14 protein-coding genes and 1 tRNA gene are annotated in these 16,359 nt (G+C 63.0%); 3 read left to right on the forward strand and 12 right to left on the reverse strand.

Annotation, left to right across the window (positions count from 1 at the left end; translation table 11 throughout):
* Positions 1-42: 42 nt before the first annotated feature.
* Entirely contained in the window at positions 43-1,704 is a 1,662-nt protein-coding gene (locus tag I7X43_RS11030; protein WP_246480360.1) for an ATP-binding cassette domain-containing protein, read from the forward strand.
* On the opposite strand, the gene I7X43_RS11035 is transcribed toward I7X43_RS11030, so the two are convergent.
* The 3 genes from I7X43_RS11035 to I7X43_RS11045 all read right to left on the reverse strand — a co-directional run bounded on the left by I7X43_RS11035 (position 1,654) and on the right by I7X43_RS11045 (position 6,696).
* Positions 1,654-2,982, reverse strand: coding sequence for a patatin-like phospholipase family protein (locus tag I7X43_RS11035; protein WP_198101002.1), 1,329 nt, complete (start codon positions 2,980-2,982; stop codon positions 1,654-1,656). The two genes, I7X43_RS11030 and I7X43_RS11035, sit on opposite strands and share 51 nt — an antisense overlap.
* A 9-nt stretch (positions 2,983-2,991) precedes the next feature.
* Positions 2,992-6,498: a DNA polymerase III subunit alpha gene (gene dnaE, locus I7X43_RS11040; RefSeq protein ID WP_198101003.1), complete on the reverse strand. Its 3,507-nt coding sequence runs from the start codon at positions 6,496-6,498 to the stop codon at positions 2,992-2,994.
* Between the two features lie 122 nt (positions 6,499-6,620).
* Positions 6,621-6,696 (reverse strand) — tRNA-Ala (locus tag I7X43_RS11045).
* Positions 6,697-6,864: 168 nt separating this feature from the next.
* Between I7X43_RS11045 and I7X43_RS11050 the strand changes: the two genes are divergently transcribed.
* Complete coding sequence (locus tag I7X43_RS11050) at positions 6,865-7,221, forward strand: DUF1304 domain-containing protein (protein WP_198101004.1); 357 nt, start codon at positions 6,865-6,867, stop codon at positions 7,219-7,221.
* Positions 7,222-7,245: 24 nt separating this feature from the next.
* Here I7X43_RS11050 and dnaB read toward each other — a convergent pair whose 3' ends face one another.
* From dnaB to ppsA, 6 genes are all read right to left on the reverse strand, one after another.
* Positions 7,246-8,664: a replicative DNA helicase gene (gene dnaB, locus I7X43_RS11055; RefSeq protein WP_198101005.1), complete on the reverse strand. Its 1,419-nt coding sequence runs from the start codon at positions 8,662-8,664 to the stop codon at positions 7,246-7,248.
* A gap of 154 nt (positions 8,665-8,818) precedes the next feature.
* Positions 8,819-9,271, reverse strand: coding sequence for a 50S ribosomal protein L9 (gene rplI / locus I7X43_RS11060; protein ID WP_198101006.1), 453 nt, complete (start codon positions 9,269-9,271; stop codon positions 8,819-8,821).
* A gap of 17 nt (positions 9,272-9,288) precedes the next feature.
* Positions 9,289-9,579 carry a 30S ribosomal protein S18 gene (gene rpsR, locus I7X43_RS11065; protein WP_198101007.1) on the reverse strand — a complete coding sequence of 97 codons (291 nt, stop codon included), beginning with the start codon at positions 9,577-9,579 and terminating at the stop codon, positions 9,289-9,291.
* A 30-nt stretch (positions 9,580-9,609) separates the two neighbouring features.
* Positions 9,610-9,903, reverse strand: coding sequence for a primosomal replication protein N (priB, locus tag I7X43_RS11070; RefSeq protein ID WP_198101008.1), 294 nt, complete (start codon positions 9,901-9,903; stop codon positions 9,610-9,612).
* 60 nt (positions 9,904-9,963) lie between these two features.
* The gene (gene rpsF / locus I7X43_RS11075; RefSeq protein WP_198101009.1) at positions 9,964-10,329 is read right to left on the reverse strand and encodes a 30S ribosomal protein S6; all 366 of its coding nucleotides are present in this window, start codon (positions 10,327-10,329) and stop codon (positions 9,964-9,966) included.
* A gap of 100 nt (positions 10,330-10,429) precedes the next feature.
* Positions 10,430-12,829: a phosphoenolpyruvate synthase gene (gene ppsA / locus I7X43_RS11080; protein WP_198101010.1), complete on the reverse strand. Its 2,400-nt coding sequence runs from the start codon at positions 12,827-12,829 to the stop codon at positions 10,430-10,432.
* Positions 12,830-12,988: 159 nt separating this feature from the next.
* Between ppsA and ppsR the strand changes: the two genes are divergently transcribed.
* Positions 12,989-13,810, forward strand: coding sequence for a posphoenolpyruvate synthetase regulatory kinase/phosphorylase PpsR (ppsR, locus tag I7X43_RS11085; RefSeq protein WP_198101011.1), 822 nt, complete (start codon positions 12,989-12,991; stop codon positions 13,808-13,810).
* A gap of 10 nt (positions 13,811-13,820) precedes the next feature.
* Here the strand turns inward: ppsR and I7X43_RS11090 are convergent, their stop codons facing one another.
* Genes I7X43_RS11090 through lpxB form a run of 3 tightly spaced genes read right to left on the reverse strand, consistent with a single transcriptional unit; the run spans position 13,821 to position 16,358 of the window.
* Positions 13,821-14,606 carry a TrmH family RNA methyltransferase gene (locus tag I7X43_RS11090; RefSeq protein ID WP_198101012.1) on the reverse strand — a complete coding sequence of 262 codons (786 nt, stop codon included), beginning with the start codon at positions 14,604-14,606 and terminating at the stop codon, positions 13,821-13,823.
* Positions 14,603-15,247 carry a ribonuclease HII gene (gene rnhB, locus I7X43_RS11095; RefSeq protein ID WP_198101013.1) on the reverse strand — a complete coding sequence of 215 codons (645 nt, stop codon included), beginning with the start codon at positions 15,245-15,247 and terminating at the stop codon, positions 14,603-14,605. The genes I7X43_RS11090 and rnhB overlap by 4 nt, the downstream gene beginning before the upstream one ends.
* Positions 15,219-16,358 carry a lipid-A-disaccharide synthase gene (gene lpxB, locus I7X43_RS11100; RefSeq protein ID WP_198101014.1) on the reverse strand — a complete coding sequence of 380 codons (1,140 nt, stop codon included), beginning with the start codon at positions 16,356-16,358 and terminating at the stop codon, positions 15,219-15,221. The genes rnhB and lpxB overlap by 29 nt, the downstream gene beginning before the upstream one ends.
* Position 16,359: the final 1 nt, after the last annotated feature.

Genomic DNA, 16,359 nt, shown 5'->3' on the forward strand with positions numbered 1-16,359 from the left:
TTTCAGCGATTGGTGCCATTTGCTCGCCCTCATGCGCGAGGATTGGCCGCCGCCATAGCGGCTTACGTCGCAGTCGGTGGGACCGAGGTTCTGATTCCCGAGTTGCTCAAGACCGCCCTGAATGACGGGTTCGCGCAACAAGGGGCATTTTCTTTGTGGGCCGTGCCGGCCGTCTTGATCGGTTTGTTCGCCATTCGGGGGATTTTTGGCTTTCTCGGCCAGTATTTGCTGCACTGGACGATCGGTCGAACGGTCCTGGATCTGAGACAAGCCTTGATGGATGCCTTGCTGCGGGCGCAGGCCACTTATTACGTCAAATTGCCGGGTGGGTCCGCGGTCACGCAAGTCGTGTCAGACCCCCAACAAGCCATTCAGCTGTTGGGGCAAGCCAGCATCACCTTGCTGCGTGATGGTTTGCCGGCGTTGGCCATGTTGGGGTACCTGTTCTTCATGAACTGGAAACTAACCCTGATGACGCTCGTCACGCTACCGGTGATGGCTGTGGTCCTGAAACAGGTCAACCAGCGCGTGCGGCGGGTCGGTAGTGCGGCCTACGATGCCCAGATCACCCTGTCATCCGTGGTGGATGACGCGGCCCGTGCTTGGAAGCTCATTCGAAGTTTCGATGCCGTGCCGTTTGAGCGCGCGCGTTTTGCAGACGCCGCGACCCAAGTGCGACGTCAAACGCTAAAACAAGTGGCGGCCAATGCCCTGTCCCAACCGCTGTCGCAACTGATCGCCGCAGTGGGGCTCTCGGCCATCGTCAGCATGGCGCTGTATCAAGGCCGAGTGGAGGGCAGTACCCCAGGCGATTTCGCGGCGTTTTGCACAGCGCTATTGCTGCTCATGAGCCGGGCACGCCATTTGGCGGAAGTGGCCCAGCCCATTACCAATGGCTTGATCGTCGCGCAGGGCTGCACCGCCCTCCTCGACGTGCCCGCGGAGCGCGACCCAGGGACAGGCACCCTCCCCGAATGCCGGGGCGATCTTCAAATCCAGGATCTGCGCCTGCAGTACGAAGGAAGTGCCGCGCCTGCGCTGGATGGACTGAGTTTGCACATTCCCGCCGGTCATACGGTGGCACTGGTCGGGCCCTCGGGGGCGGGAAAGAGCAGCTTGATCCATGCACTTCAAGGGTTTGCCCCCCCGTCGGGTGGCCGCATCCTGCTGGATGGGTACGACACCCAGTCTTTGACACTGAACGAAGTACGCCGCCGGTTTGCCGTCGTCAGCCAGGACATTGTGCTCTTTGACGACAGCGTGATGTCGAACGTCGCTTATGCACAGAACCCCAACCCGGCCAGAGTCGAAGCCGCTCTTCGCGATGCTGCCCTCTGGGACTTTGTCCAGAGCCTTCCGGAGGGTCTACACACTCGCATCGGAGCCAATGGCAGCACGCTGTCTGGCGGACAGCGTCAGCGATTGGCCATCGCCCGGGCCCTGTACCGGGACGCCCCAATTTGGATCTTCGATGAAGCCACTTCTGCACTGGACACCGAAAGCGAACGCGCTGTGCAGGAAGCCCTGACACGTCATCAGGGGCAAAAGACCGTCATCTTGATTGCCCACCGGCTCTCGACCGTACGCCATGCAGACTGCATCTTTGTGATGCAAGCGGGTCGGGTCGTGGAGTCCGGCACTCACAGCGAACTGCTAGCCCTGGGCGGTTTCTATGCCCATTGGGTCACCCTGGCTGAGACTTGACGCACCGCCTCCGGCTGGCGCGTCCTTTGCAACGAATGTCGCTTCCGGGGGGGTCAAGAGGCGCCGCCAACTCGGTTCCATGGGGGTCGAGGGCCAGCCGAAGAACTTCAGCACGTCCGCCCGCCGATTCAGGGTATCCGTCATGCCCAGCAAGATGAGTTCGGTCGTGTAGCCGGACTCGAACAAAAGGTAACTGGCCAGCACCGAGCCCCGGGCCGTACTGCCCTTGCCCGTCACCCCGACGGTTCCGAGCAGTGCGCGCATGGTGGCGGGCAGCTCATGTTGGTGCTCACCCGCCATCTCGTCCAGGCGTCGACTGGGGGCAATCACCAACACATCCACGGGTCGAAGCGGCGTCTTGTCTCGCACGTCCGGTGGCAGCAGCGCCAGCGTCTTGTTGATCCGCTGCAGGCGCTCAATGTCAACGGCCAATGCATCCAAAAAGATGTTGGACATCGCATGACCTGCGATCTGCGCCATGCTGGGGTAGCCCCCGACCGGCAGTTTCAGATCGGGAGCGGCACCCGCCTCTTGCATGCGCCCGGCCCCAATCACCAACACCCGCTCCGCCCCCAGGTGAATCGCGGGCGAGATGGGGGCGTTTTGCCGCATGGAACCATCGCCGAACCACTCTGGGCTTCCCGCCAACTCCAGGGTCTGGGCGGGAAAGATGAACGGGATGGCCGATGAGGCCAGGAGGTGCTTGTGCGTGATCGGCGCTTCAACGGCAGAACGCTGGGATCGAAACCAAGGCTCAACGCCCTGGCGTGACTGATAAAAAGTGATGTGATGCCCAGTGGAGTAACTGGATCCCGTCACCGCCAAAGCATCCAAGTGGCCACCCGCAAAGATTTTTGGCAGGCGCTCGAACCGAACGGTCCGCTTCAGCAGCTCACCCAGCGGCTCGTTATCAAGGAGGCTACGAGGTTGCGACTTTCGCCACCGCTGAATGGCCCAACCCAGGGTCATCATCGTGACCCAGCGCCCACCCGTTCGCATCACGCCGAAGGCGTCGGCACGGTAAATCTGCTCCACATGCAAGCGCGACCACAAGCGAACCAGCGCATCGACTGCGCCGTCAAAATGATCCGCCTCACAGGCCAGCGCTGCGGCATTGATGGCGCCAGCGGATGTACCCGAAATCACCTGGAACGGGTTGCCGCCGACCCCGGCATCTCGCTTGATCTGCGCGATACCTTGCAGCACCCCAATCTGGTAAGCAGCGCGCGCGCCACCGCCCGTCAGGATCAAGCCGGTGGAAGGAGTGGTTGTTGTCACCCCGCCAGCTTAGCGGTAGAGCAACTGGGCCGGCACACCCATGTGCTGCAACTCCAACAGTGCGGCGTCACTGGGCCAGTGCAACGCCGCCGGGCCGAGTTCCACATCGCCACTCGCACGGCCCAGGCGCAAAGGCCAGCGAACCGACAACCCGCGAGTGAGCGTTCCCTCCTCGCTTTCAACCCGTTGAGCCGGATGGCGCAGCACCCACGACTTGAACGCCGCGACCTGCGCCTCCGTGGGGTGCGGCAAATCGATTTGCAGTGCTTTGGCAAAGCGGCTGCGTGCTCCCGCCAAATCCATGAACTGTTGGGCCTTGGCGCGCAATCCGTTGCTGAAATTGTCAAAACGGACCGTGGCCTGGCACACCAGCAGGTTGTCCTCAACGATCAGATCTTTGTTCTGGTCGTACACCTCGCCCGAGCAGGCCACCTCCAGCAAACCCACCCCGTCATCCAACTTAAAGATGGCCACCCGCCCCCGTGCGCCGTTCACCACACGGAAGTCGCTCACGATTCCCGACACCATCACCGGCTCACGGCTGTCTTCCAGTTCGTTCAGTGCCTTCGGGCAGAGGCGACGGACTTCCGTGGCATGTTCATCGAACAAATGACCCGTCAAATAAAAACCAATGGCAGCCTTTTCAAAGGCCAGTCGCTCGCGAACGCCCCAGGTCCGTGCCTCCAGCAGTTCCGGCTCTGAAGCGGGGGCATCGGCAAAGTCGAAGAGCCCACCCTGCGCTGCGTTGGCCTCCAACTGCTCCGCGTGCTGAAAGGCGAGGCCCACGGACTCCAGAACCCGCTCTCGGTCGGGGTGCACCGTGTCAAACGCCCCCGCTTTAACCAGAGCTTCGACCACTCGCTTATTGACCGTACGTCGATCCATGCGAGCACAGAAATCAAACAGGCTCTTAAACGGTCCGCCTTCGCGCCGGACCCGCTCGATCACCTCAATGGCGCCTGCACCGGTGCCCTTGATGGCGCCCAAACCATAGCTAATGAGCTTTTTACCCAAGGGCACGAACTTGAGCTCACTGCGATTGATACAGGGCGGCTGAAAGTCAATGCCAAAGGCCCGTGCATCCGCGAGCAAGATCTTGAGCTTGTCGGTGTTGTCCGATTCAATGGTCATGTTGGCCGCGAAGAACTCGGCCGTGTAATGCACCTTGATGTAGCCCGTGTGATACGCCAAGAGGGAGTACGCCGCCGCGTGCGACTTGTTGAAGCCGTAACCCGCGAACTTCTCCATCAAGTCAAAAACTTCATCGGCCTTCTCGGTGGCGATGTTCAGTTTGGCCGCCCCAGTACGGAAGATTTCCCGGTGCTGCGCCATCTCCTCGGCTTTTTTCTTGCCCATGGCGCGGCGCAACAGATCGGCCCCACCCAGCGAGTAGCCCCCCATGAGCTGAGCGGCCTGCATCACCTGTTCTTGGTACACAAAGATGCCATAGGTTTCGTTCAGCACCTGCCCCAGTAAGTCATGCGGGTACTCGATCTTCTCCTTGCCATTCTTTCGTGCGCAGAAGGACGGAATGTTCTCCAACGGCCCGGGGCGGAACATGGCGTTCAAGGCGATCAGGTCTTCCAACCGCGTGGGTTTGGCCTCGCGCAGCATCTTTTGCATGCCCGCCGATTCAAACTGGAACACGGCTTCCGTCTTGCCATCGCTGAACAGTTTGTAGGTCTTCGCGTCGTTCAGCGGCAGGTTTTCGTAGGCAAAGCTTTGGTCGTGGCGCGCCGTGATGTAGTGCTTGGCCAACTCCAGAATGGTCAAGGTCGCCAACCCCAGGAAGTCAAACTTCACGAGGCCAATGGCTTCGACATCGTCTTTGTCGTACTGACTTACCGCCGAGTCAGAGCCCGGCTGCTGATAGAGCGGGCAGAAGTCCGTGATCTTTCCGGGAGCGATCAGCACACCCCCGGCGTGCATGCCGATGTTGCGCACCATGCCCTCGACCTGAGTGGCCAGACCGAGCAAGGTCGCCACCTCCTCTTCGGCCGCTTCACGGCGCTCCAATTCCGGCTCCTCCTGCCGGGCATAGATCACCCCTGGATCCGGCTTCTCCGGTACTTTCGCCAAAGTCACGGTCTTGCCCGGGGGGGCTGGGATCAGCTTGGAAATGCCATCCACATGGCCATAACTCATACCCAATACGCGCCCGACATCGCGCAGCGCGGCCTTGGCGGCCATGGTGCCAAAGGTGGCGATCTGGCTGACGGCCTCGCGTCCGTACTTTTGCTTGACGTAGTCAATCACCCGGTCGCGGTTACCCTGGCAAAAGTCAATGTCGAAGTCGGGCATCGACACCCGTTCCGGGTTCAAGAAACGCTCGAAGAGCAGGTTGTAGGCCAGAGGATCCAGGTCCGTGATCGACAGGGCATAGGCCACCAACGAACCGGCACCCGACCCTCGACCCGGCCCAACGGGGCAAGCATTCGCCTTGGCCCAGGTGATGAAGTCCGCCACGATCAAGAAATACCCGGGGAATCCCATCTTGATGATGGTGGTCAGTTCGAACTCCAAACGCTCCACATAGCGCGGGCGCTCCGCCTCCCGTTTGGCGGCCTCCGGGTACAGGTGCTGCAGACGGGTCTCCAGCCCTTCAAAGCTCAGCTGACGGAAGTACTGCTCCATCGGCATCGGCGTGCCATCGTCCAACAGGGGTGTCGGAAAGTCAGGGAGTTGCGGCTTGCCCAGCACCAATTCAATCGAACACCGCTCGGCGATGGCCAGCGCGTTCGCCACCGCGCTGGGTATGTCGGCAAAGCGTTCGCGCATGTCTGCTTGCGACTTGAACGCCTGGTCCGGCACAAACCGCTTCACGCGCTTGGGGTTGTCCAGCGTATCGCCCTCGGCGATGCACACGCGCGCCTCGTGGGCGGTGTATTCCTCCTCGTCCAAGAACTGGACGGGATGCGTGGCCACCACAGGCAAACCCAGCCGCGCCGCCAACTGACAGCTGGAGCGAACGAGGCGCTCGTGGGCCTGCCCCTTGACGCGCTGCAACTCCACATAAAAGCGGCCCGGAAACGCGGCCGCCAGTTCCAGCGCCACCGTGTCCGCACGGGCTTCGTCTCCCGCCACCAGAGGCGCCGCCAGGGGACCGAATCCGAATCCCGACAGGCAGATCAAGCCCTCGTTCAACTCCGCCAGCCACTCCCGTTTGAGACAGGCCTGGTTGCGGATGACATTGCCGACCCACGCCCGACTGAGCAGTTCACACAGGTTTAAATACCCTTGGCGGTTCTGGACCAACAGCAGCACCCGGGGCGGCTGGGCCACCTGGCCCGGAGGCGCACTTTCCGGCTCCAGCCAACAGTCGGCCCCCAAGATCGGTTTGACGCCTTTTTTTCGGGCGGCCCTGTAGAACTTAACAGCCCCAAAGAGGTTGCCGAGGTCAGTGACCGCCAGCGCGGGCTGTTTGTCTTTGGCGGCAGCCTTGACCGCGTCATCAATCCGAAGCGTTCCATCAACCACCGCAAATTCGGTGTGAACGCGCAAGTGAACAAAGTGCATGAGCGCATTCTCCCCGAGGGGGTGATGCAGCCGGCTCCGCGTCGGCCCTGAGGTGCCTTGGGCACGGCCCTCGAAGCCAGAAAAAAGGGCTTGGTCGAAACCAAGCCCTTGAGCAATTCTTGTGGTGGAGAGGAGGAGGATCGAACTCCCGACCTTCGCATTGCGAACGCGACGCTCTCCCAGCTGAGCTACCCCCCCACAGAAGAGGCCGAAACTATAGCACGCCCATGTCAAGTTTCGGACTTCACGGGGCCTTAGCCTTACCGGGAGATCCCAGGTACTCGAATGCCTGGCGCCCGTGCCTAATGCGGGTCTTCACCGTTCAACGTACAAGGCTGGCTTGACGCCTGCCTCTTGGAGATGGCCATGTCCCTTTGGGCCGATGTTGTCGTGGGTTTGATTGCACTCTTGCACGTCTACATCCTCGTGCTTGAAATGTTCTTGTGGGACAAGCCCCAAGGACGCCGCGCGTTTGGATTGACGCAGGAGTTCGCTCAACAGACCAAAGTGCTGGCCGCCAACCAGGGGCTGTACAACGGTTTTTTGGCCGCTGGCTTGCTTTGGGGGCTGTGGCTGGGGGCGAGCGCAGGGCTACTGGTGAAAGTATTCTTTCTGGGCTGCGTGCTGGTCGCCGGCGTTTTTGGTGCCGCCACCGCCAACAAGCGCATTTTGTTCATCCAGGCCATCCCGGCGGCCCTGGGTTTGGCGTTGCTGATGCTGTAAGGCCCATCCGCAAAGGCGGCGTGCTCAGTACTCCGCCCCACCGCCTTGATAGTCGGGAGCCAAGTTCTCGAACTTGGTGTGCATGCGTTGGAAGCCCAGTTCCACGGTGCCCACCGGGCCGTTACGCTGCTTGGCGATGATGATCTCAGCCACGCCGGGTTTCTTGCACTCTTCTTTGGTGTAGTACTCGTCGCGGTAAATGAACATGATGACGTCGGCATCCTGCTCAATGGCACCGGATTCGCGCAGATCACTCATCATCGGGCGCTTATCCGGACGTTGCTCGACCGAACGGTTGAGCTGCGAGAGCGCAATCACCGGGCAGCGCAATTCTTTGGCCAAGGCCTTCATGCCGCGCGAGATCTCGCCCAGAACGGTGGCGCGGTTTTCTTCGCTGCCCCCACTCTCGCCCGTCATCAGCTGCAGGTAGTCGATGATGATGAGGCCGAGCTGACCGCACTCACGCGCCTGGCGCCGCGCCCGCGCGCGCACTTCCGAGGGGGAGAGGCCGGGACTTTCGTCGATGAACATGGGGGCCCGCCCGAGGCGCTCGACCGCCTCCATCATGCGGCCCCATTCGTCGTCTTGCAGCCGACCGGTGCGCAAATGGCTTTGGTCCACGCGGCCGATCGAACCGACCATCCGCAGCGCCAACTGTGAGGCACCCATTTCCATGGAGAACACCAAGACCGGCAGGCCTTCGTTCACGGCCACATGCTCGCCGATGTTCAACGCGAAGGCGGTTTTACCCATCGACGGGCGCGCCGCCAGGACGATCATGTCGCCAGGCTGTAAACCCGCGGTCATGCGGTCCAGATCGAAGAACCCGGTGCGCACCCCCGTCACATCGTTGGCGCCGTTTTCGGCCAACTCGTTGACGCGCTCCATCAACTGGACCATCAGCTTGTCCATGCGATGAAAGCCTTGACCGCCGCGCATGCCCTCTTCGCCAATGCGCAGGATCTTGCTCTCAGCATCGTCCAGGATGCTGGACACGGTTCGGCCCTGCGGCGCCAGGGCTGCCGAGGCAATTTCATCGCTGGCGGTCACCAGCTTGCGCAGCACAGCCCGCTCGCGCACGATTTCTGCGTAACGACGCAGGTTGGCCGCGCTAGGCACGGCCTGGGCCAGGGCGTTCAGGTAGGCCAAGCCCCCGCAGTCCTCGGCCTTGCCCTGCATCCCCAGGTCTTCGTTGACCGTGATCACATCGGCCGGCTTGCCGGCGGTGATCAGGCGCCCGATGGACGCAAAGATGAGCTTGTGCTCCAAGCGGTAAAAGTCGCTCTCGCTCACCAGGTCAGCCGCCCGATCCCAGGCGCTGTTGTCGATCAGCAGACCGCCCAGAACCGATTGTTCGGCCTCGATGGAGTGCGGCGGCACGCGCAGACGAGCGAGGTCGTCTTCACGAACCAAGGTGGGGGCAAAAGACGCGTTGGATGACATCACGGGATGATAGGAGCGCAGGCCCACTCCGGCTGTGGACAAGCCTGGGGGCAAGCCGTGCAAATGCGGTGCACAGCGGGGGAAAACTCAAAACACCAATAACAAAGGCCGGAGCCCTTGCGGGTCCGGCCTCAGCGCATCGGGCGCCAGCAGCTTATTCGGCGGCGGCGACCACGTGCACGTGAATGTCCACGACCACATCAGAGTGCAGGCCCACTTGCAGGGCGAACTCACCGGTGTGCTTCAGCGGACCGTTGGGCAGTCGAACCATGCCCTTGACCACGTCCATGCCTTGCGCCTTGATGGCGTCGGCGATGTCGGCGTTGGTCACCGAACCGAACAGGCGACCGTCCACACCGGCCTTCTGGGCCACAGTGATGGTCTTGCCGTTCAGCTTCTCGCCCAGCGCTTGCGCGCCAGCCAGCTTCTCAGCGGCGATCTTTTCCAGCTCAGCGCGCTTGGCTTCGAATTCCTTGATCGCGGCCTCGGTAGCGCGGCGCGCTTGCTTGGTCGGGATCAGGAAGTTACGGGCGTAGCCGTCCTTGACCTTGACGATGTCGCCCAGGTTGCCCAGGTTGGCCACTTTTTCCAGCAGGATGATTTGCATGTTCAGGTCTCCCTTGCTTAGGCCTTGTGCTGGTCGCTGTACGGCAGCAGGGCCAGGAAGCGAGCACGCTTGATCGCGTTGGTCAGCTGACGCTGATAGATGGCGCGGGTGCCGGTCAGGCGGGCCGGGGTGATCTTGCCGTTTTCGGCGATGAAGTCACGCAGGGTGTCCACGTCTTTGTAGTCGATCTGCTCAACACCGGCGACGGTGAAGCGGCAGAAACGCTTGCGACGGAACAGCAGCGACTGTTGGTTGCGCTTGGGCTTCTTGTCTTTGGAGAAGCGACCCTTGCCACGAGAAACGGTCATGTTGGACCTCTTGGATTCGTACTGTTGATCTCAGGGATTCGTCGGTGTCACTGTTTGGATGCCGGTGATGTGCATCACCACCCCTTTGCCGTTGCGGGCCGGTGCCAGAAACCCAGACCAAAGGTGCTGGGTGTCAGCGGGCACCGTTTGCAACTCGCGCGCCAGTGGCCCGAGGGCCACGGCCCGGACTCTCAGTTCGATTTTCCGGAGCAAGCCCGCTTCAGCGGTTTGCCCCAGGTGTTCGAGCACCAAATCCAGGGCCGGCATTCCAGCCGGCGTGTAGCGCAGCGCAGCTCGCTCAACCCACCGTGCGCTCAAGGTCATTTGATTGACCGAGCAGGGGGCAAGCGACTCTGGGGTGTGCAGTGACGTCCTCCGAAAGCGTTAGGCGGCAGCCGCCTCTTGGTTGGCCTTGCGCGACTCCTCGCGCTCCACCGCCTTCATCATGATCGACGGCGCGGTTTCAGCGACGTCCTTCTTGATGGTCAGGTGGCGCAGCACGGCGTCGTTGTAGCGGAAGCCAGTCTCGAGCTCAGCCAGGATTTCCTTGCTGGTTTCGATGTTCAGGCACACGTAGTGGGCCTTGGCAAGCTTCTGGATCATGTAGGCCAGCTGACGACGGCCCCAGTCCTCAACGCGGTGCACCTTGCCGCCGGCGGCGGTGACGATGCCCTTGTAGCGCTCCAGCATGGCCGGAACCTGCTCGCTCTGATCCGGATGGATCAGCAGCACGATTTCGTAGTGACGCATGAAAACTCCTTGTGGGTTCCGAAATGGAAGCCGGGCGCGGCGTCTGACGCCCCCGGCAAGGGAAAGCCCGCGATTCTAGCGGATTTCTGCGACGCGTGGCTCAGCGACGCTCCGCGAGCCGCACCCAGGTGTCGATCACGGTATCGGGGTTCAACGAGATCGATGTGATGCCCTCAGCCGCCAACCAGTCGGCGAAGTCGGGGTGGTCACTGGGCCCCTGGCCGCAAATGCCGATGTACTTGCCCGTGGCGCGGCAGGCATTGATGGCCCGGCTGATCAGGCTGCGCACGGCCGGATCGCGCTCATCGAAGTCGCCCGCCAACTGCTCCAGGCCGGAATCGCGGTCCAAGCCCAGCGTCAGCTGGGTCAGATCGTTGGAGCCAATGGACATGCCATCAAAGTGCTCCAGGAACTGATCAGCCAGGATGGCATTGCTGGGCACCTCACACATCATGATGACGCGCAGCCCGTTTTCGCCGCGCTTGAGGCCCCGCTCACCCAGCATGGTCACGACGCGCTCGGCCTGCTTCACGGTGCGCACAAAGGGCACCATGATCTCGACGTTGCTCAGTCCCATGTCCTGCCGCACCCGCTTGAGCGCCTCGCACTCCATGGCAAAGGCGTCGGAGAAGTCCCCACTGATGTAACGGCTCGCACCCCGGAAACCCAGCATGGGGTTTTCTTCGTCCGGCTCGTAGCGAGACCCGCCGATCAGCTTGCGGTATTCATTGCTCTTGAAGTCCGAGAGCCGCACGATGACCGGGCGCGGGTAAAACGCGGCCGCGATCGTGGCAATGCCCTCAGCGAGCTTGTCCACATAGAAAGCGCGCGGGCTGGTATGTCCCCGAGCCACCGACTCGACGGCCTTCTTGAGGTCGGCATCGATGGCCGGATAGTCCAAGATCGCCTTGGGATGGACGCCAATGTTGTTGTTGATGATGAATTCCAGGCGCGCCAAGCCCACACCGCCCGAGGGCATCTGAGCAAAGTTGAAGGCCAACTGGGGGTTGCCCACGTTCATCATGATCTTGACCGGGCAGTAGGGCAGCTCTTTCTTCTCGACTTCGGTGACCTCGGCCTCGATCAAGCCCTCGTACACGAACCCGGTGTCGCCCTCGGAGCAGGCCACGGTGACCAACTGACCGTCCTTCAAGGTCTCGGTGGCGTCGTGGCAGCCCACCACCGCCGGAATGCCGAGCTCGCGCGCAATGATGGCCGCGTGGCACGTGCGGCCCCCGCGATTGGTGACGATGGCCGCTGCGCGCTTCATGACCGGCTCCCAGTTGGGGTCGGTCATGTCGGTGACGAGCACATCGCCGGGCTGCACGCGCTCCATTTCGGCCGTGCTGTGGACGATGCGCACGCGGCCCGTGCCCACCTTTTGACCGATGGCACGGCCTTCAGCCAGCACCACGCTGTCCTTGCCGGCCTTGAGCTTGTAGCGGTGTTCCACCTGCGCCTGGCTCTTCACCGTTTCGGGCCGGGCCTGCAGGATGTAGAGCTTGCCGTCCTCGCCGTCCTTGCCCCATTCGATGTCCATCGGGCGGCCGTAGTGCTGCTCGATGATGACGGCGTAACGCGCCAATTCCTCGACATCCGCATCCGTCAGCGAGTAACGGTTGCGCAACTCCACCGCCGTGTCCTCGGTCTTGACCAGCTTGCCCGACTCGACCCGCTCCTGCGGCGTGGCAAAACCCATGCGAATCAGCTTGCTGCCTAAATTGCGGCGAATGATGGGCAGTAGCCCCTTGGCCAAGGACGGCTTGAAGACATAAAACTCGTCCGGGTTCACCGCGCCTTGCACGACGGTCTCCCCGAGCCCATAGCTGCTGGTGATGAAGACCACGTCCTTGAAACCGGACTCGGTATCGATGGTGAACATCACCCCCGAACTGCCCAGGTCCGAGCGCACCATGCGCTGAATGCCAGCCGAAAGGGCCACGTGGCTGTGCACGAAACCCTTGTGGACGCGATAGCTGATGGCGCGATCGTTGTAGAGCGAAGCAAAGACCTCGCGCACCTTGTGCAGCACATCCTCGATGCCATGCACATTCAGAAAAGTTTCCTGCTGCCCCGCAAAGCTGGCGTCAGGCAAGTCCTCGGCCGTCGCCGAGCTGCGGACGGCGAAGCTGGCATCTGGCAAATCCGCAGCCAACGCCGCATACGACGTGCGGATGGCAGCCTCCAAGTCCTTGGGGAACGGCTGGCTCATGACCCAGCCCCGGATCTCCGCTCCCGCCTCGGCCAGAGCCCGCACGTCGTCAGCATTCAGGGCATCCAGTTTGGCGTTGATGCGGGCATCCAGACCGCCCTCGCGGAGGAACTCCCGAAACGCATGGGCGGTGGTGGCGAACCCTCCCGGCACCCGCACCCCGGTTTCAGCCAGTTGCGAAATCATTTCGCCCAGGCTGGCGTTTTTGCCGCCAACCACTTCAACGTCTTCCATCCGTAGATGGTCAAAGGGCACGACCAGGGCGGTCGGCTCAAAGCGTGCAGACATGGAACAACTCCTCGATGGTGAAAACCGGGGGTCGCCGCGCCCAAACACGCACTGCCGGGCTGTTGTTCTGGTTCTGGAAGGCAGGGAGTCACCGGCGGGCAACGATTGGGCTTGATTCTAGGGAGGCTAGGATGGTCTTTTGCCCCAGCCTTCGCCGCCATGACCGACCGTACCGTCTATTTCCTCTCGGATGGCACCGGGATCACCGCCGAAACCTTTGGCAATTCCATCTTGGCCCAATTCACGCTGCGGGCACGGCATGTGCGGCGCCCCTTCGTCGATTCGGAGGAGAAGGCACGCGAGGTGGTGCGTGAAATCAACGCAGTGGCCGAGGCATCGGGGCAGCGCGCCATCGTTTTCGCCACGCTGGTGAACAAAGAGGTGTTGGCCATCGTGCGCGAGCATTGCCAGGCCCTGGTGCTGGACATGTTCGGCATGTTCATCGTGCCGCTGGAAGAGGAATTCCAACTCAAGAGCAACCACCGCGTGGGTCGCTTTGGCGACGCCGCCAAGAGCCAGGAGTACCACGAGCGCATCGAGGCCATCAACTTCTCTTTGGCGCACGACGACGGTCAGTCGGCCCGTAACCTCGCCTCGGCTGACGTGATCCTGGTGGGCGTTTCCCGGTCGGGCAAGACACCCACCTCCCTGTACCTGGCGATGCAGCATGGCATCAAGGCCGCCAACTACCCGCTGATACCGGAGGATTTCGACCGTGGGCGCCTGCCGGATTCGCTCAAGCCCTACAAGGCCAAGTGCTTTGGGCTGACCATCGACCCCGACCGGCTGGCCCACATCCGCAACGAGCGCCGGCCGGGCAGCAAATACGCCGATTTTGCGAACTGCCGCTACGAAGTCGCCGAGGCGGAATCCATGATGAAACGCGAAGGCATCGCCTGGCTGTCCAGCACGCACAAGTCGATCGAAGAGATCGCCACGACCATCTTGCGCGACATCCGGCCCGATCGGCTGGTGTACTGAACGCGCCGACCTAGGTCAAAGTCCGTCGCAGGCTCTCGTACAAACAGATGGCGGCGGCGGCCGCAACGTTGAGCGACTCCTCGCCCCCCGGCTGGGGAATGCGCACCGTGGTGTGACACCGGGCCAGCAGGATGTCCGACACCCCCTGCCCTTCATGGCCCAGCACCCAGGCGCAGGGCCACGGTAGGTCGACTCGATGCAACGCTTCTCGGGCATAGGAGCTGGTCGCCACCAAGGGCACAGTCAACTGCTCGAGTTCGGCCTCGCTCACGCCCTCCACCCAATGCAAGCCGAAATGAGCCCCCATGGCGGCGCGCATCACTTTCGGTGAACCGAGGGCCGCCGAGCCCTTCAGCGCCAGGACCTGTTTCACCCCCAGGGCCGCCGCACTGCGCAGAATGGTGCCGACATTGCCGGCGTCCTGCAGCCGGTCCAGGACCACGGTGGCGCAGTCCGGTAGCACCCCGCGGGCGCTCGGCACCGCCAGCGTGGCACCAATTTGCGTGGCTGAGGGCAAGCCACTGACAGACTCGAACAATTTGGCGGGCACCACGCGCACCCTCGGGGCGCTCAGGGCCAGCTCGCGCCACTCGGGTCGCTGGTGCATCGCCTCTTCGCTGACCAGCACCAGATTGGGCGCTTGGCCACGGGCCAGCGCGGCGCGAATCAGGTGATCGCCATCGAGCCAGAGCTCGCCTTGTTCGCGATAGGCGGTGCTGTCGCGGGCCAACAGGCGCAATCGTTTGAGCGTCGCGTTGCTTGCCGAATCGATGCGTTCCACTTGCGGGCTGGTCATGGCCGCTCTCCCAAAGCCTCGCGCACGGGGCCAAAACTGCGACGGTGCCAGGGGCCAGGCCCATGGCGACGTAGGGCCTCCAGATGCTCGGCCGTGGGGTAGCCCTTGTGGGCGGCAAACCCGTACTCAGGATGCTCCGCATGGACTGCGACACACCAGGCATCTCGGTGCACTTTGGCCAGGATGGAGGCGGCGGAGATTTCCGCCATCAAGGCATCGCCCTTCACCAGGGTGCGCGCGGGGATGTCCAGCGCCGGTGCACGGTTTCCGTCCACCCACACCACCCCCGGCCGCAGACGCAGGCCCCGCACGGCTCGCTGCATGGCCAGCATCGTGGCTTGCAAGATGTTGAGGCGGTCGATTTCTTCCACGCTGGCTTCGGCCACGGAAACGCACAGCGCCTGGGCCCGAATCAATTCGGCCAAGCGCTCCCGTCGCCGCGCCGTGAGCGCCTTGGAATCAGCCAGCCCCGGGATCGGGTGGTCCGGATCCAGAATGACAGCGGCCGCCACCACAGGCCCGGCCAAGGGCCCCCGGCCCGCTTCATCCACCCCCGCGACCAGGGCTTGTGCCGGATCGGGGGCAAACAAATCGAGCGTGTAGGGCGGGCGCTCAGGTCCCGAGGGTTTGCGCGATGGCATCGCTACACAAGGTGGCCGTGTCGGCCTTGAGGGTTTCGTAGAGAGTCCGGCAACGCTCCCGCAGCCGCACCACCGGTTCACCACCCGCGAGCCAGGGTTCCAGGGCGTCGGCCAGGGCGTGTGGCTCGCAAGCGTCCTGGAGCAGCTCCGGAACCAAGAACTCACGCGCCAGGATATTGGGCAGCCCCACCCAGGGCTGCAATTGCTTGCCCTTCATGCGCCAATGGTTGAGCCCACTCACGCGGTAGCCAATCACTTGCGGACACTGCAAGAGCGCGGCTTCCAACGTGGCGGTCCCACTGGCCACCAAGGCCGCATCCGCGGCAGCCAGAACCGCATGCGACTGACCATCGACCCACTGGATGTCCAGGTCCGGTACCTGCTGCTGAGCAATCGCGAGCAAGCGATCCCGCAAGCCCGGCGCCAGGGGCAGCACCACCTTCAAACCGGGATGCCGTCGGGCTGCGAGGCCTGCGGCCTGCAAGAACGCCGGGCCAATGAGGTCGGCTTCACTGTTCCGCGAGCCTGGGAGCACCGCCAGCACCGGGGTCTCGGGCGCCAGACCCAATTGCTGGCGCGCCCGGGCCCTTGGCGGCTCTGGGGGAACCATGCCGGTCAGCGGGTGCCCGACGAAGGTCGCCGGGATCCCCGCCGACTGCAGCAAGGCGGGCTCAAATGGAAAGAGACAGAGCACATGGTCGGCCGCCGCCCGCACAGTGTCGATGCGTTCCGGCCGCCAAGCCCACAGCGAGGGGCACACGTAGTGCACGGTCTTGATGCCGCCGGCGCGCAGGCGACGCTCGAGGCCGAAGTTGAAATCCGGGGCATCGACGCCCACAAACACACTGGGCGGGCGGGCCAGCCAACGCTTGCCCGCCTGGCGCCGGATCGACAGCAGTTCGGGCAGGCGCTTGAGGGCATCCACATACCCAAACACCGAAAGCCGCTCGGACGGCCACCAAGCTTGCGCCCCCAGCACCTGCATGCGCGGGCCCACGATCCCCTCGGTTTGAAGGCCCGGCCAGCGCGGGGCGAGGGCCTCCATCAGGCTGGCGCCGATGAGGTCGCCCGAGGCCTCGCCGGCGACGATGCCCAGGCGTTCAAGGCTCATG

Origin of the sequence: Inhella gelatinilytica (assembly GCF_016093295.1) — a bacterium.
GTDB lineage: Bacteria > Pseudomonadota > Gammaproteobacteria > Burkholderiales > Burkholderiaceae_C > Inhella > Inhella gelatinilytica.

Bases quoted from the DNA above. Each gene is read 5' to 3' on its own strand.
- dnaE (WP_198101003.1), bottom strand. From the start codon at position 6,498: ATGCACTTTGTTCACTTGCGCGTTCACACCGAATTTGCGGTGGTTGAT.
- I7X43_RS11050 (WP_198101004.1), top strand. From the start codon at position 6,865: ATGTCCCTTTGGGCCGATGTTGTCGTGGGTTTGATTGCACTCTTGCAC.
- dnaB (WP_198101005.1), bottom strand. From the start codon at position 8,664: ATGTCATCCAACGCGTCTTTTGCCCCCACCTTGGTTCGTGAAGACGAC.
- rplI (WP_198101006.1), bottom strand. From the start codon at position 9,271: ATGCAAATCATCCTGCTGGAAAAAGTGGCCAACCTGGGCAACCTGGGC.
- rpsR (WP_198101007.1), bottom strand. From the start codon at position 9,579: ATGACCGTTTCTCGTGGCAAGGGTCGCTTCTCCAAAGACAAGAAGCCC.
- priB (WP_198101008.1), bottom strand. From the start codon at position 9,903: ATGACCTTGAGCGCACGGTGGGTTGAGCGAGCTGCGCTGCGCTACACG.
- rpsF (WP_198101009.1), bottom strand. From the start codon at position 10,329: ATGCGTCACTACGAAATCGTGCTGCTGATCCATCCGGATCAGAGCGAG.
- ppsA (WP_198101010.1), bottom strand. From the start codon at position 12,829: ATGTCTGCACGCTTTGAGCCGACCGCCCTGGTCGTGCCCTTTGACCAT.
- ppsR (WP_198101011.1), top strand. From the start codon at position 12,989: ATGACCGACCGTACCGTCTATTTCCTCTCGGATGGCACCGGGATCACC.
- I7X43_RS11090 (WP_198101012.1), bottom strand. From the start codon at position 14,606: ATGACCAGCCCGCAAGTGGAACGCATCGATTCGGCAAGCAACGCGACG.
- rnhB (WP_198101013.1), bottom strand. From the start codon at position 15,247: ATGCCATCGCGCAAACCCTCGGGACCTGAGCGCCCGCCCTACACGCTC.
- lpxB (WP_198101014.1), bottom strand. From the start codon at position 16,358: ATGAGCCTTGAACGCCTGGGCATCGTCGCCGGCGAGGCCTCGGGCGAC.